Genomic DNA, 14,952 nt, shown 5'->3' with positions numbered 1-14,952 from the left:
CCGAGCGCACCGTCGAAGGGCTATGGTCGGCCATCGGACGGCTCATCGACACCGTAACGCCAGACGAGTGCGCCAATTTCTTCGCCGCTGCAGGATACGACCCAGAATAAACCGAAAACGCTCTAGCCGCCGGCGGCAGTCAGGCATGGTTCGGGTATAAGGACCAACGGGCACACCTGAACGAACTCCTTGGTGCCGAGGCCCGGACTGCAGCTGCGCGTATAGCAATATTCATTGAAGGGATCGGAAACCAGCTCGCCTGGATGGTCCACTTGCCCTGGACGGAAGGAGCCGACGAGCGGAGGCGCATCGATGCCCTGCGCCTCCTGCGCCACGCCCCCGCCGTAACCACCCTCAGGCTGATCGACGGCGCCTCGAAGGAGCGGCTCTCTGTGTCGCGAATCGGCCTCAACCGCGTCGAGAGCGGAGATGACGCATCGGCGGATCCGGCGGTCTTGGGAGCTCGGACCGGGCAAGCTTGGTTCGGCCCTGTCACCTACCACCGCAACTCCGAACCGTACATGATCGTGGCCGTTGCGGGGAACCGAGCCGCGGCGGGAATCGCGATCGCCGAGATCAATCTCAAGCTGATCCTGGACGTCCTCGTGGGGATCCGGATCGGCGAGACCGGACAGGCCCTCGTCCTCGACCGGCCGGGCCGGCTCATCGCGCATCCCGACATCAGCTTCGTCCTACGCGGTGCCGCGGACCAGACGGCTGAGAACCTCCGAGAATCGCGGGCTGCAATCCTCGCGCAGGCTGGACGCGCGGTCGCCGGGACGGACCCGGCGGGGCGCGCGCTGGTCGCCGCCTTGGCGCCCATCCAGGGTCCGGACTGGAGCGTGATCGTTTACCAGCCGGCCGTCGAGGCGTTCGGACCGATCCGCGCCGCCTTCTGGCGCCTGCTCGGCCTGCTGCTTGCCGGCACGGGCTTCGCCGCCGCGCTCGCCTACTGGCTCGCCGGCCGAATGACTGGGCCGATCCGCTTGCTGGAGGACGGCGCGGCCCGTATCGGGGCCGGCCAGTTCGATCACCGCATCGACATCACGAGGGTCGACGAGCTAGGGCGGTCACCGATCGAATTGAATCGTTTAGGGTTTCGGCCGCGGCGGTGATGTGATTCGACGCGCGGCTTTCCGAGGAGGAGAGCCGATGGCGTCTGCCCTGTCCGTTGATCTGCGCGAGCGTGTCGTAGCCGCGATCGAGGCGGGGGCTTCGCGCCGGGAGGCGGCGCGGCGCTTCGAGGTCAGCCCGGCCAGCGCCGTGCGCTGGCACGGGATCTTCGTGCAGGAGGGTCGGACACAGGCCAAGCCGATGGGCGGCGATCAACGCTCGCACACCATCGAGGCACAGGCCGACCTGATCCGGCAGACCTACGAAGCGCAGCCCGAGCTGTTCCTGCATGAGTTGCGCGACCGTCTGGCCGAACTGGGGCTGCGGGTTGGGGTCAGCAGCCTGTCCCGCTTCTTCAAGCGCCACGGCATCACGCGCAAAAAGACACCGGCCACGCCGCCGAGCAGGAGAGGGAAGACGTGAAGGCCGCGCGCCTGTCCTGGAGTTGGAGTTGACCCGTTTTGGTGGAGCGGTGGAACGCTTGCGGATCAGGGGTCGGCGAGCATCTCCTGTTGGTAGCGGATGGGTGAGCGATAACCGAGCGCGGAGTGCATGCTGCTCGACGAAGGCGAAGGTCACTTGGGCATCTCCGCGAAGATGCCGATGGCTTTTTTAGCACGTCGCGCTCCATGCGCGTGCGGTGAAGCTCACGTCGCAGCCGGGCGATCTCGGCGGCCTGATTGGACGACGATGCGACCGGGCTTGGTGGCGAGGCTCCCGTCGATCCAGCTGACCGCGGCCCGGGTCGTGCCCCGTTCAGCGTGGCGCGCCACTGCCGCAGCATCGAGGGCTGGATCCCGAGCTCGGCCGCGCCCTGCATCTGCGGCCGGCCGCTGCTCTCCAGCAAGGCGACCGCTTCGCGTTTGAACTCGGGCGTGAATCCTCGTCTCGTCTTCGCCATCCGACACATTCCCCGCTCAGCATGAGCGTATCAGAGGTATCCGCGAAGACGAGGGAGGATCAGCCAGACGTCCACCCGACTGAGTGGACGTCTGCTTTTGGCTTATGAATTTTGGACGCTTCGCATCTGCAATGGGCGCGAAGCGAAACGGTCGGTCCTACGCGCGCCGACGATCCGGCGAGACGTAGTCTGGCCGAAAGCCGCCTGTCCGCTTGGGAGAACGCCCGCGGGAGAAGCGGAGAGTCCCCTGCCGACCCCGATCAGACACAACAGTTCACCATCCGGCGAGCCGAAAGCGGGCACCCTCTCACCGCTTCGTTCTGGTGCAGTCGTGCACGTCTCCGCAGAGCATCCGCGTGAACGTTGCCGCCCCCATTCCACCTACCTGTTCTGAAAGTCGGATGGATCGTGGGTGGGTGACCTGAAGAAGGGTTCGGAGGAGCCTGCCGCCGGGCTGGGATCGAGGACTTCCGCTTCCATGACCTGCGGGACAGCTTCGCCAGTTGGTTCGTGCAGGACGGTGGGGATCTCTACCGCCTCAGCCGGATCCTAGGCCATGCCAAGCATCAGATGACGGCGCGATGCGGTCATCTGCGGACCGACGATCTGCACGAGGAGCTTGAGCGTGTCGCCGAACGGCTGTCACGCAAACGGTAATAGGATTTCCGGACGGTAGCTGACAAATCATCGGTGATAGTAGTGAACGAATGTCCGGGATGATGGGCCAAGCCACTAGTATACAACGGTCTAAAATCATTCGCGATAATTGGTAGACATGGCGCGGCATTCCTAGTCACTCCGAGCTGTTCCGGACGAACGGATCCTTCTCGTTGGGTCCGTACGGTCGCCGCGCTTGACCGCTCGGGTCAACATCGGTTCCGTGCTATCTGCTCCGGCGTAACGGCCGAGGGCTCCGTCATCAGCGGGGCGCACCTGTCGTTCACCCTCCGGCTGTCAGCCCATTCCGAGCTCGCGCTCAGGGCGGCGCGATCGAGGGCGCTCTCCACATATGTCGGCGATGCACCGAGCAGGATGAGACGGCATCGGCCGGGCGCAGATGATCGGCAGAAGCCTCGAAATTTGATCTGATGCGCGGCTGTGTGGCGGAAATCAGCAGTTCGGAACTGGTTGATCGAGCCATTGTTCTGTTAGGTGTCAATGAATGTGGGTTCGCGCCGGTGCGGCGTCTCGCCTACACGCCCGCGAGGTTCGTCATGCCGGGATGGAGATTGAGGGTGGTCGTGCTCGGCGTCGCATCCTTCTCGTGCGCCACGGGCGTCCTGGCACAAGGTGCCCCCGTCCCGAACGTCAACGACTGTACCTTCATCCGCGATCCGACGGCGCTCCGCGATTGCATCGAGCTCTACGAAGGCCAACGCCTCGCGCCCGGCCCGCGGCCGGCGGCCTTCCAGCAGTCGCCCGTGATCGACCAATCCCTGCTCGACGCGGCTGGCCCGATCCCGGCGACCGGTGTGTCCCGGCGCGGGAAGCGGCGCAAGCTTCGGCAGAGTCGCCGGCCGGCCACGCCGGCCCAGGCCGTCCAGGTCGAGCAGCTGGCGCCCGCTCAGTAGACCGCCTGGACCAGACAGGTGCGTCCCTGGCCGTTCAGGACCGCACAGAGGGCCTGCTCGGATCGCGGTTGCTGCGACTGTGCCGACAGGCGCCTAGCACCCCGCTTGGCAGCCGGCTTGGCTGACTGGTCGCTCGCAGCCGCCATGCTGCGCGTGACCGGTCGCGCCTCGAACATGGGCGAAGGGCGTGCTGCCGGATCGGCGGCCCAGCCGGCGACCGGGCCGAAACCGCGGGGGTTCGAGAAGAGCGACGGGGCGCTCAGGAAGGACCGGCCGCTCTCTGCCGCCCATTCCTCAACGGTGCGGCCGGTGATCCGGACCACGTAGTCGCGCGTTTCGGTGGGCATGCCCGAGCGACCCTCGAGCCAACTGCGCACCCGCTGCGGCCCGGCGTTGTAGGCCGCCGCGGCCAATCCGAGATTGCCGAAGCGCACCCTGTGCTCCCGCAGCAGCTCGGCTGATTTCGGGATTGCCTCCAGCGGATCGAACGGGTTGCGCAGGCCGCGCTCCGCGGCGGTGCCCGGCATGAACTGGGCGATGCCGAGCGCCCCCACCGGGCTCACGGCGTTGGGGTTGAGGCCGCTCTCCTGGCGCAGCAGGCGCAGGAAGAAGTCGCTGGGCAGGCCGTTGGCGGCGGCCGCGGCGGTGATCAGGGCGTGCATCCCGTCCCCGGCCTGCGGGAACAGCAGGGCGGTCGCCTCGATCGGCGGGAACGCGCCGCGGCCCAGAATCATCAGATCGGCGTTCACCGGCGCGAGGATCGGTGACGCCGGTCCGTCCGCGGGCCCGTCCGGCAGTCCGAGCGGCGGCGGCGCCGCGATCGGCGCGATCGGCGCGATCGGCTTGAGGGCGGCGAGCTCCGGGATCGCTGGGCTCCGGGCCGTGCTGGAAGCCCGCGGTGCGATCACCGGCGTCAGGGCGGCGGACACGACGAGGCACAGGGCCAGCGTACCCCGCTTACCGCTCGGGCGGCGGCCGAACATGTGCGTCAGTGCGACGGGCCGGTCCATGATCGATCAGGACTTCACCACCAGCGGGCCCGACGCCACCGTCGGTCCCGGAACCTCGAGGGGCGTCGGCCGATCGCGGGCGAGATACTCGTCCACGAGGCGGGTGCCGAGCACCGGGTCGCGGAAGCGCCACAGCTTCTTGCGGCTGCCCTCGATGATCGTCGCGTAGACGGCGAGGTCGATCGCCTCGCGCACCGCCATCTGGGTCGGCTCGTTCCGGGTCACGCCCGCCTCGACCTGGAGCAGCTTGGCCACCGCGACGTAGCGATAGGCGTTGGCGTTGAGGGCGACCGAGTAGATCGTCTTCGTCACCGTGACGCTGTTGAGCACCTCGCCGCTCTGCACGGAGACGATGCGCATCGCCACCGTCACCTCGTCGCGCCGGTACTTGGTGTCACCGCCGATGCCCAGGAGGTTGGCGCCGGCGCCGCCCGTCACCGTGTTGGCGTCGTAGCCGATGATGCCGCCCTCGACGATCAGGCCCGCGAAGCGGATCGGCGGCAGCGGCTTCGCGTCCGTGCCCTCGAATTCCTGGCGGGTCGCCCGGATCAGCTGCCGCTCCTGCAGCAGGTTGGCGAGGCCGGTGCGCTCGACCACCGAGAACCACTGGCCCCGCCCGGCGCGCCGCAGCGCGTCGACCACGAAGGCGCCGCCGCCCTGGGTGACGGCGCGGGAATACTCGGCGATGTTGTCGTTCGGCTTGTTCTGACCGGTCAGGTCCGGGAAATTGTAGATCGCGATGTCGATCTTGCGGGTCGGCGGCGGCAGCGTCTCGAGATTGAGATCGGTGGGGGAAGGCGGCGTGACCACGGGCGCCTGCGCGAGCAGCTCTCGGTCCCACGGGGCGCAGGCGGCCAAGCCCGCGCAGAGCAGGACGGCGCCGGCCAGGCTCTTCAGAAAGCTACGCACGGGCAACGCCGTCTCCGTTCCGCTTCGGCGCTCCGGCCTTCCGCGCGCCCGCCGGGGCGGACGACGGAGGAGGGCGGAGCCGGCTCCGGGATCGATGCTCGACAACCATCGCTGCGCGCCGCGTTCAGGGCGCGCCCGAGAGCGGCGTCGTGGTGGTCGAGCCGCCGCCCACGGCCGCGGTCGCCGGGACGACGATGGTGGTGGTCGACTGGCCGTCGAAGATCTGGAGCTGGATGTTGCTGCCCAGGCGCTGGAAGGTCACCTGCGACCCGCCGAAGCTGTAGCTGCCGCTCTGCTGGGCGTTCTCGCCGAAGAGTGCCTGGGTGATCTGGTTGGCCAGTGAGCTGTAGATCTGCGTCTGCAACTGCTGGGCAAAAATCTGGCCCGGGGTCTTGGTGTTGGCGGCGCTCTGGTTGGCCGAGAACAGCTGCTGATCGCGCTGGGCCGACCGCTGCGCGTCGTTCTGGGCCGCGGCCTCGGCCTGCAGCCAGGCGCCGTTCAGCGGACTTCCTCCGAAGGACGGGTTGACCGGCTGGTAGACGAGGCTGCCGGCCTGCGCGCCCGCGACGGCGAGGAGAGCCCAGCCGCAGACGAGCGGCCCGAGAAGACGGGACTGGCGCATGGGACTACCTCTGGGTGACCGAGACGCTGGGGCCGTTGCCGACCCGCGTGATGCTGATCGGCGTGGGGTTGGCCCCCTGCTGCTGCGCCGAGATGGCGTTGTTGTCGCCGCGGACCGTGATGGTCGCCGCCGCACCGCCGTCCTGCTGGGTCCCGACCGTGTTGGACTGGCCGAAGACCGACACGGTCGACTGGTTGTACGATCCCGTCTGCTGCTGGGTCACCGTGTTGCGCGAACCGATCACGTTCTGGATCGCCACGTTCGCGTAGCCCGACATGTCGATCGTGCCCGTGTTGCCCGATCCGATCTGCAGGGCGCGGGCCTGGTTTGCCTGCGCCGACTGGGGCGGGCCGCTCGGATTGAGCAGCAGGATGCCGGACTGATTGCCGAGGATGTAGTCGCTCTCCTGGATCCCTCGTCCCTGAGTGCCGGCGGGGCGCTGAGCGGCCGCCTGGATCTGCTCGATCGCGACGCGGTCCTGCGCCGCCGCGGAGCCGGCCATACTCGCGACGGCGAGCGGGACGACGACGAGCAGCGCTCGACCTGCAGCGCGGCCGCGACGCGTACGGCGCATCATCTACCTCCCTGGCCCCTTTTGGGCTACCTTAAATCAGTGTTCCGTGTGGTTGTATAGTATCAGGGCTTATCCACACATGGTCACATCTGTTATGTGGTGAATTGGACACACGTGTCGAGGCCTGAGACGCGCTGCAGCTGTCTTTCGGGTGCGGCAATGTCAATGGAGCCGCAGACACTCGTCCCATCAGGAATGACGTAGTTCGACCTGTCGGCTTGCAGGGATCGAGCGGCGTGTCACAGGTCCTGCGTGCTGTCGTAGACGCAGCTGATCCTGCGGCCGTCCACCTGCACGGAGGCGTCGACGCTCAGCTGAGCGTCCGGCCGGACGCCGATCGTCAGCATGCCGACCTCGCGAGCGGCGCCGTCGGCAAGGTCGAAACCGCCGCCCTGCTGCATGATGGCGGTGCCAGCCAGGTCGGACTTGCGCACAACAAGATTGTATCGACCCGCGATCCCGCGGGAAGCCTCGATGCGGAGAGCCAAGCGCGCGACGTCGGCCGAACGGTTCTCGACCACGCGGCAGACCACAGGTGGATCGGCATTGATGCTGAGCATGTCGGCACCGTTGCTGCGCGTGCTTCTACAAGATCGACATAGTTTAGGAAAGGGCGCCGTGCGGACGCCCTTTCCGTTTGTTTTCAACTCATCCTGCAAAAGGAACGGTGCACTGCCCGCTTAACGCTGCGTGATCCGCATGCTGTTGCCAGCACCGTACTGCGCGAAGGCGGCGTTTGCAGAAGTCCCGTACTGCTGGATGGTGCCGTTATTGTAGCTGCCATTCTGGTAGCCGAGTGCACCAACGAACGAGCCAGTCTGTTCGATCGAAGCCGTATTGTTGTTGCCAGCCTGAAGAAGTGCGGCGTAGTTTGTGCTGCCATTCTGAGTAATGGTGCCGTTATTGCTCGTACCGTCCTGAACAACGACAGCATACGCATTGTTCGCGGCGTATCCCTGATTGATGGCCGCAACGTTGCTGTTGCCACCGAACTGGAAGATACCCGCGTACGTCTTATCGGCACCGCCGTCTACGCTGAAGCGCGCTTGGTTATAGCTGGAATTCTGCTGGAACTGAACTACGCCATTGGTTCCGTTCTGCCTCGAATCGACGTAGTTGCGGTCGCCCTGCTGGAACGATCCGCTGTTCGCACCGACGCTGGGATTGCCGAAGACGTTCCCGTTCGTCGTCATCACCGAGTTGTTCGCATTGGACTGCGTGATGTGCAGCTCGTTCCCGGTGCCGTTCTGGAGAACGGTGTAAGCGTTGTTCGCTTGATTATCGAAATTGCTGATCGACACATTCGGGACCGACAGGTCGATCTCGCCGTTGAGCTTCCCCGCCTTGTTGTTAGTTCCGGACTGATCGACAGTCGCGGCATTGCCGCCGCCGCCACCGCGCTGGATAACGAACGCTTCATTCGCAGTCGTGCCGGTGCCCATAATAGGGGTGCTCGACTGTGCCGAGGCGCCGGTCGCGAAGGCGGTCAGGCTGGCGACGGCGACGGAAGCCAGAACAACTGATTTCAACATAGATACACTCCCTCTGTATTTTATGTGCTCTTTTGAACACAATCTATGCCATCGCAGTCGCTCTGTCGTCGCGGCGCTTTAACGGCTTGTTAAGCGTATCCATAAGCCGAAGACGAGTGTCAAGCGCCGGTTGAGACAAAAAATACAATTGTCGTGATTTCTCATCAGATCTCAGGCGACAAAGTCGCGACGTGGTCTGTCAAACGGCCCGGAGAAAACTGAAATCTCTCAATCATTTAAGACGGCGCGTTAACGATCTCCGGAGTCGGAGTGCCGGATCGGATTAGGCAGTTTTCGCCGCCCGATTTGCGGGCCGCTATATGCGTGTTAAATTGGACACATCAGTCATCGCCGAAAGTGGTATTCTATTGAGCAAGCAAGACCGTTCTGAACGGTCGTACGCGGCGCGATTCCTCGGGCGCGAGCCCGCGGGTTCAAGGGCGACGGAGCGGTCGATCTCTGCGCAAGGCGGAAACCGTCTGCGCCGTGTGTTGATTGGGAGGCTACGATGAGGCAGCGCGGGCCATCGCGCGTGCAGATCCTGCTCGCCGCCGCGACCGTATGGTCGGCCGGGATCCTGTCGGCCGGGGCACAATCTGCGGCGGCTCCCACGCCGCCGCCGCAACTGGCACCGGCCCAGCCGACGCCCGCGCAGGCCGCGCCGATCCAGGCCAACACTGCCAATCCCGGGACGGGGCAGCCCGCCCCCGCCGCTCCGGGCTGCGACGCCACCTGCGTGCGCGCCAACAACGAACTCGCCTCGCAGATCTGCGCGCCGCGGATCGAGGCACAGGCGCCGACGGATTTCGAGTGGGTCTCCCGGCCCTTCGCCAAGATCTTCCAGCAGGCCGAGGCGCCCGAGGGCGGCGCCACGGTGGTCCGCTACCGGGGCGACTCGATCCGCTTCCTCAGTCCCGCCAAGGAGTGGGTGCGGGTGACCTACGAGTGCGGGTTCGACGCGGCCAAGCGGTCGGTCGAGTACGTGCGGGTGCGGCTCGGCCGGCTCGACAAGGCGGACGCGCCCGCGCAGCCGGCGCAGCAGGGCCGGGCCAGCGCGCCGGCGCCGCAACCGGTGTCGTCCCAGGCGCAGCAGCAGGCCGCCCGCACCGGGACGGCCGCCCCGCGCAAGCTGCTGCCGTCGGAGCCGAGCGAGATCGAGGTCCGACAGGTCAATCCGCGGATCCGACAGGCGCAGCCATGAGCCCCGGACCGCTGACGCGGGGACGCGCGGTGCGAACCGCCTTCGGCGCGCTCGCGCTCCTCGCGGCGGGCGCGACGGCGGCCCGCGCCCAGCCAAGCCCGCTCTCGGTGAACGACTGCACGCTGTTGCCCGATCCCGGTGCCCTGCGGCGCTGCCTCGATCAGGCGGAGGGGCGCGTCGTCACGCCGCTGCCGCCGGTCGCGAACCCGGCCTCGATCGACCGGCCCGAACAGCCGTCGCAGTCCGTGCGCGGCGCGCCCGCCGCGAAGCCCGCGACCGCGCCGCCGGGCGATTTCCTCAGCAACCGCGGGCCATCCCTGCGCAGTGCCCAGCCGTCCTCCCGGAACGTCATCGAGCTCGAGTGAGGCGCGCTGGAGCGGTTGAGCCACATCGTCGGTTGCGAGCTGTACCGGGACGACCTCGCCCGTGCCGTTCGGCAGCCACAAGGGGCCGGCCGGCCGCGCAGGGATCGAAGCCGTCGGCGCACGGCTGCTGTTCCTGCCGCCCTACTCGCCGGACTTCAACCCGATCGAGATGGCCTTCTCCAAGCTCAAGGCGCTCCTGCGCAAGGCGGCTGAGCGCACGGTCGAAGGGCTATGGGCCGCCATCGGCCGGCTCATCGACACCATCACACCCGATGAATGCGCCAACTTCTTCGCCGCTGCAGGATATGAGCCAGATTAAATCGAAAACGCTCTTAACTTCATTCGAACCAATGATTTCAAACGGGAAGGAACATCGAGCGATCGTAATTCGACCGCGTCGAGAACGCGAATATTTTCCATCCGCCGCCAGTATCCGAGCGCTTGCCTCGCACTCAGGGCGAACCCTTTCATCGGGGGGGCGGATCAACGCCACCGGCCTGCCCGTCCCGCCCGCCTCGTCACTTCCGCCCACGCGACGTCCCGGACATGGCCCACGTCGCGCTCAGAAGCGCAGCTGCATCCGAGCGGTCCCCGCGTGCGAGAGGAAGTGATCGCCGACTTGACCCTGATACTCGCCGGTCACCTCAATGCCGCCACCGAGGCTGATCTGAAAACCCAGCCCCATCTCGCCGAGGCGATCGGGGATCGACGATTCCGTAGCGAACAGGCCGAGAGCGCCGGTCCCCTGGAAGCTCGCCCGACCGGTGAAATGGTCGTCCGAGAGGAGCGTCACGCCGAGGATGCCGTAAGGTCGGATCCAGCGCCCCGCGTCGAGGTCGATCCGGCCGCCGATCTCCAGCATCGGGCTGAACGCCACCAGCGTCTTGGCGACCGGTCGCATGTCGAGGTTGAAGCCGGGGGCCCCAGTCTCCGAATAGGCGGGACTGTAGCTGTAGAGCAGATCCAGATCCGCGTAGGGTTTGAGATACCAATCGCCGAACAGGACTTGGTAGCTTGCCCGCAGACGCCCGCCCGCCGTGAGGATCCCGGACTTGCTGCGCGCCGTCGCCGTGGCGCCGCCGAAGTCGATCAGGCGCCTGTTGTCGGCCCAGGAATATCCGAGATTGGCCGATGCCGCGAGCAGCCAAGGGCCGATCTGGTGCTTGAGCGCCGCCGAGACATCGCCGGCATCGCTGGTCGTCCCGGTGATCCGGTCGGGATCGCTCTGGACGGCGCGGGTGTAGGCGCCGGTCAGACCGAAGAACCAGTCAGGAGCGAACTCGGTCTGGAGGCCGGTCTGGTAGCTGAGGGCGGTCTGGCGATAGCCGCCGTCCTCCGCGGTCGCGGACAGGGTCGTGTGGGCGCTCGTGATCCGCCCCCAGACACACTCGCCCTCTCGCAGGAGCGTGCCGGTGCCGCTGAAGGCCGGGCAGCTCATGGCCCGCTGGAGGCCTTTGCGGGTGTCGAGCGTCCGGTCGGTCAGGATGTCCTGGTTGGACTCGGGCTTCAACTCGTCGAGGGCGGCGGCGTAGGCCTTCTGGCTGTCGACCGCGAGGAAGCGCCCGTAGAGCGTTCCGAGCTGCCTGGTATTGCCGTCCCAGGCGTCCTGCAGGCCCTGTGCGACGCTGCGCTGGTCCGGCGTGAGCGTGACGCCCACCGGCTCCGTGAACCGGGCTCTCGGGACCAGGGAGAGGGTATCGCCCGACGCGACGATCGACCAGGAGATCGGAACCGCGCCGGAATGGAGGCTGCCGCCGACAGCCATCGCGCCGCTCTCCGCGACCTGACCGGCCCGCAGGAAGGCGTACCGGCCGGGCAGCAGCCCGTCGATCAGGTGCGGCTCGACGAGGCCCTTCAGCGACGCGGTGCCGGTGACGGTGAGGAGATCGGCGCGCAGGGCCCCCTCCGGCGCCAGGGGCGCCACGTCGACGAGCATCCGCCCGTACGCGCTCTGCTCGAAATTGCCGGTCACCGTCGCTCGGGCGACCCTGCCGACGCCGCCGATGTCGAGGGTGGCGCTGTTGTGCAGGCGGCCGTTCGGCCCCAGGGCGATGACGCCTTCGGGTCCGGTGCGCAGGATCGCCGAGGTCCCACCCGTGTTCTGGAAACCCCCGTTGACGAAGGTGACGCCCCCCGCCTGGCCGGCGGCCAGGTCCACGTCGCCGATCACGGTGCCGTAATTGTTGATCTCGCCGGCGGAGAACGCGCCGACGATGGCCCGGCCCGAAGCCGCGCTGACCACGGCGCGCCCGCCGATCACGATCGTAGTGGAGCGCCCGCCGTCGACGCGGATCGCCGCTCCGGTGCCGCTGCCGCCCGTGACGAGGCCGTTCACCTGGAGGTTGATCCTGCCGCCCCGCTCCGGGTCGGGTTCGAGGCTCCCGTCGGTGCGTTGGACGCCGGACTGGACGAAGATCGCGTTCGCGTCGAGGCCCGACGCGATGATCGATCCGGACGACGCGACGGAGATGTCGCCGCCCTTGCCGGTCGCGTTCAGACGGCTCTGGCCCGACGCCCCGGCGGCCGGGCCGGTGAGGTCCAGGAGCAGGCCGCCGCCGCCTCCGAGGCTCTGGGCGAGGAGGCCGTGGGACTGGGCGCCCGACGTGCGGATCGCGCTGCCCTCCTCCAGCGTCACCCGGATCGTCCCACCGTTGCCGTCGGACCCGTCGCGCAGTGCGTAGGGCACCGCGTATCCCATCGCCTGGTGCGCGCCGCCGTAGCCACCGCCGCCGCCGATCGACTGCAGCAGCAGCGCCGGCGCCGCGTCGCCGACGGTGGAGACCTGCGCGCCCGCGGTCAGGCTCACCGCGACCGGGCCGCCGCTCCCCGAGGCGCCGCCCGCGCCGCCGATCCCGAACGTGTAGCGGTGGCCGCCCGGACCGGCCGCCACCGAGGCGAGGCCGCCGCCGCCGCCGATGCTCTGCGCCAGGATGCCCACCGCCCCGAAGCCCGTCGTGGCGACCGTCCCGGATTGCACGATCGTCACGCCGCCACCGTCGCCCGCCACGCGCCCGGAGCCGCCGAGCGTCAGGCTGCCGGATTTCTCGGGGACGCCGGCCGGATCCTCCGGCGGGGCGATCCGCTCGATGTCGAGGGCGGCGAGCAGGGCGTCCGCCAGCGCCTGGGCGTCGCTCTTCGTCCCGCCCTTCGCCTCGCTCTTGGTCTGGCTCTTGGTCTCGCTCTGAACCTGGCTCGCGCCCGGCTCCTCGGATGATCCCGTCCCCTCCGCCGCAGCGTCGGGGGCGTCGGCCTCGGCGGAGGGCGCGGAGAAGCTCCCGCCACCGCCGCCGATGCTCTGGGCGACGACGGCATGCGCCTCGGCCCCGGCGGTGGTCACCGAGCCGCGGTTATCGACCCAGACAGATCCGCCCCGGGCGCCGGTCCCTCCCGACCCGCCGACGGTCAGGTTGAGCGTCAGGCCCTTGTTCGCTTGGCCGCCGGCGACCGTGGCGCCGACGCCGTTGCCGCCGCCGCCGCCGATGCTCTGCGCGTAGAGGCCGTAGGCGGCGTCGTCCGCGGTGGCGACGGAACCGGTGTTCACGATCTTGGCCGTGCCGCCGATGTTGCCGCTGCCGCCCGTGCCGCCGAGCGTCGCCGTCAGGGTCGTCCTGTTGGTCGCCTCCGCGTAGGCGAGGCCACCCTGGCCGCCGCCGCCGCCGATGCTCTGCGCCAGGATGCCGTGCGCGCCGATCCCCATCGTCCGGACGGTGCCGCCGTTCTCGACCGAGACGCGACCGCCGTTCCCGCCCTGCGCGCCGCTCCCGCCGAGCGACAGGGTGAACGCGACGTCGGGCAGCTTGGTGGCGCCCTTCTTCTGCGCGTCCAGGTAGCTCGAGACGCTGCCGCTGTAGGACTTGAGCGCCTTGCCGAAATCCGAGTTCTTGAGCTGATCCGCCAGGCCCTTGTACGTGTCGCTGGACTTGATGTCCTTCAGGAATCGATCGAGATCGTCCTTGTTCTCCTTGTCCTTCGCCCACTCCTGGTAGGCGGCGACACCGATCGTCTTCTTGATCTGCGTCCAGATCGTCCCGACGGTGTCGGGGTCGGAAACGTCACGCGCCGCGACGCTGCCGCCCATGCCGCCGCCGCCGCCGATGCTCTGCGCCACGATCCCGTGCGCGCCGTCGCCGCCGGTCGCGGTCGCGCCGGCGGGGGCAGTGGTGGCGGTCACGTCCCCCCCGCTGCCGCCGCTGCCGCCCTGGCCGCCGAGCGTCAGGCCGACGGTGAGCTTGCCGACGGCCGATCCGGACACGGTGCCGCCGTTGCCGCCGCCCCCGCCGATGCTCTGCGCCTCGATGCCGTGGGCGTTCGACCCCCCGGTCGTGATCGCGCCCCGGTTCGTCACCGTGACCGAGCCGCCGACATTGCCCTCGCCCTTCCCGCCGCCGATCGTCTCCGTCACCGAGAGGGTATCGGCGATCGGAAGCTTCCCGACGAGGCCGTTCAGGGTCTTGTCGAAGGAGAAGCCGGGGGCCGCGAGGCTCGAAGCGTTGCCGCCGTTGCCGCCGCCCCCGCCGATGCTCTGCGCGAGGATCCCGACCGCGCCGGCTCCCCCGGTGGTGACGCTGCCGGACTGCGTGACCGTGACCGCGCCGCCGGTCCCGGCGACGCCCGCGGTGCCGCCGACGCTCCGCGCCACCGTGACGTTCTGCTTGAGGCTCAGGCTGTTGCTCGTCGCGGTCGCGCCCCCGCCATTGCCGCCGCCCCCGCCGATGCTCTGGGCCTGGATGCCGATCGCGCCGTCCCCGGACGTGCGCACCGCGCCGCTGTTCGCGGCGGTGACGGTGCCTCCATTGCCGCCGCCGCCGCCGGTCCCGCCCAGCGTGGAGGTGGCGGACACGGCCATCTGGCCCGGCGGGGCGACCGCCAGCGCGTAGGCGGCGGCATCGCCGCCGATCCCGCCGCCGCCGCCGACGCTGAGGACCAGCAGCCCCGCGGCCGCGTCGCCGTAGGTGGTGACCCGGCCGGCATTGATCACGCCCGCCGGGCCGCCGTTGCCGCCGTCGCCCCCCGAGCCGCCGATCGCGGTGGAGAAGGCGAAGCTCGGCAGCGACTGCCCGCTCGGCGTGGCCAGGGGCGTCGCGATCGCCGTCGCGCTGGCCAGGCCGCCGGCACCGCCGCCGCCGCCGGTGCTGGGGGCGGCCAGGCCGCCCC

12 protein-coding genes and 4 pseudogenes are annotated in these 14,952 nt (G+C 68.6%); 8 read left to right on the top strand and 8 right to left on the bottom strand.

Annotated elements, in window-relative coordinates; genetic code table 11:
• The 3 genes and pseudogenes from ACLBYE_RS25745 to ACLBYE_RS25735 all read left to right on the top strand — a co-directional run.
• Positions 1-110 (top strand): annotated as a pseudogene (locus ACLBYE_RS25745) (IS630 family transposase); the annotation flags it as partial.
• A 153-nt stretch (positions 111-263) separates the two neighbouring features.
• Positions 264-1,115 (top strand): cache domain-containing protein, encoded by an 852-nt coding sequence (locus tag ACLBYE_RS25740; RefSeq protein WP_447696339.1) that lies wholly within the window; start codon positions 264-266, stop codon positions 1,113-1,115.
• A 37-nt stretch (positions 1,116-1,152) separates the two neighbouring features.
• Positions 1,153-1,556, top strand: a pseudogene (locus tag ACLBYE_RS25735) (IS630 transposase-related protein); the annotation flags it as partial.
• A gap of 106 nt (positions 1,557-1,662) precedes the next feature.
• Here ACLBYE_RS25735 and ACLBYE_RS25730 read toward each other — a convergent pair.
• Positions 1,663-2,014: pseudogene (locus ACLBYE_RS25730) on the bottom strand (transposase); the annotation flags it as partial.
• Positions 2,015-2,473: 459 nt separating this feature from the next.
• Between ACLBYE_RS25730 and ACLBYE_RS25725 the strand changes: the two are divergent.
• A complete protein-coding gene (locus ACLBYE_RS25725; protein WP_447696340.1) occupies positions 2,474-2,671 on the top strand; it encodes a tyrosine-type recombinase/integrase in 198 nt (65 codons plus the stop codon).
• Between the two features lie 578 nt (positions 2,672-3,249).
• The gene (locus ACLBYE_RS25720) at positions 3,250-3,585 is read left to right on the top strand and encodes a hypothetical protein (protein ID WP_447696338.1); all 336 of its coding nucleotides are present in this window, start codon (positions 3,250-3,252) and stop codon (positions 3,583-3,585) included.
• Here ACLBYE_RS25720 and ACLBYE_RS25715 read toward each other — a convergent pair.
• From ACLBYE_RS25715 to ACLBYE_RS25690, 6 genes are all read right to left on the bottom strand, one after another.
• Positions 3,579-4,595 carry a lytic transglycosylase domain-containing protein gene (locus ACLBYE_RS25715; RefSeq protein ID WP_447696337.1) on the bottom strand — a complete coding sequence of 339 codons (1,017 nt, stop codon included), beginning with the start codon at positions 4,593-4,595 and terminating at the stop codon, positions 3,579-3,581. The two genes, ACLBYE_RS25720 and ACLBYE_RS25715, sit on opposite strands and share 7 nt — an antisense overlap.
• A gap of 6 nt (positions 4,596-4,601) precedes the next feature.
• Entirely contained in the window at positions 4,602-5,504 is a 903-nt protein-coding gene (locus tag ACLBYE_RS25710; protein WP_447696336.1) for a CsgG/HfaB family protein, read from the bottom strand.
• Between the two features lie 124 nt (positions 5,505-5,628).
• Positions 5,629-6,126: a curli assembly protein CsgF gene (locus ACLBYE_RS25705; protein ID WP_447696335.1), complete on the bottom strand. Its 498-nt coding sequence runs from the start codon at positions 6,124-6,126 to the stop codon at positions 5,629-5,631.
• Between the two features lie 4 nt (positions 6,127-6,130).
• A complete protein-coding gene (locus ACLBYE_RS25700) occupies positions 6,131-6,703 on the bottom strand; it encodes a hypothetical protein (RefSeq protein WP_447696334.1) in 573 nt (190 codons plus the stop codon).
• 236 nt (positions 6,704-6,939) lie between these two features.
• Positions 6,940-7,260 (bottom strand): curli-like amyloid fiber formation chaperone CsgH, encoded by a 321-nt coding sequence (gene csgH, locus ACLBYE_RS25695; protein ID WP_447696333.1) that lies wholly within the window; start codon positions 7,258-7,260, stop codon positions 6,940-6,942.
• A gap of 120 nt (positions 7,261-7,380) precedes the next feature.
• Complete coding sequence (locus tag ACLBYE_RS25690) at positions 7,381-8,232, bottom strand: hypothetical protein (protein ID WP_447696332.1); 852 nt, start codon at positions 8,230-8,232, stop codon at positions 7,381-7,383.
• 508 nt (positions 8,233-8,740) lie between these two features.
• Between ACLBYE_RS25690 and ACLBYE_RS25685 the strand changes: the two genes are divergently transcribed.
• The 3 genes and pseudogenes from ACLBYE_RS25685 to ACLBYE_RS25675 all read left to right on the top strand — a co-directional run.
• Complete coding sequence (locus tag ACLBYE_RS25685) at positions 8,741-9,433, top strand: hypothetical protein (protein WP_447696331.1); 693 nt, start codon at positions 8,741-8,743, stop codon at positions 9,431-9,433.
• Positions 9,430-9,798, top strand: a complete 369-nt coding sequence (locus tag ACLBYE_RS25680) for a hypothetical protein (protein ID WP_447696330.1) — start codon at positions 9,430-9,432, stop codon at positions 9,796-9,798. The genes ACLBYE_RS25685 and ACLBYE_RS25680 overlap by 4 nt, the downstream gene beginning before the upstream one ends.
• Before the next feature lie 73 nt (positions 9,799-9,871).
• Positions 9,872-10,117 (top strand): annotated as a pseudogene (locus ACLBYE_RS25675) (transposase); the annotation flags it as partial.
• A 243-nt stretch (positions 10,118-10,360) separates the two neighbouring features.
• On the opposite strand, the gene ACLBYE_RS25670 reads toward ACLBYE_RS25675, so the two are convergent.
• Positions 10,361-14,952 (bottom strand): autotransporter outer membrane beta-barrel domain-containing protein (locus tag ACLBYE_RS25670; protein WP_447696329.1); only part of this gene is annotated, 4,592 nt, incomplete at its 5' end.

The organism is Methylobacterium sp. A52T (assembly GCF_053346095.1).
The sequence above is the reverse complement of the archived record's forward strand: the minus strand, read 5'-3'. Positions and strand labels throughout refer to the sequence as shown.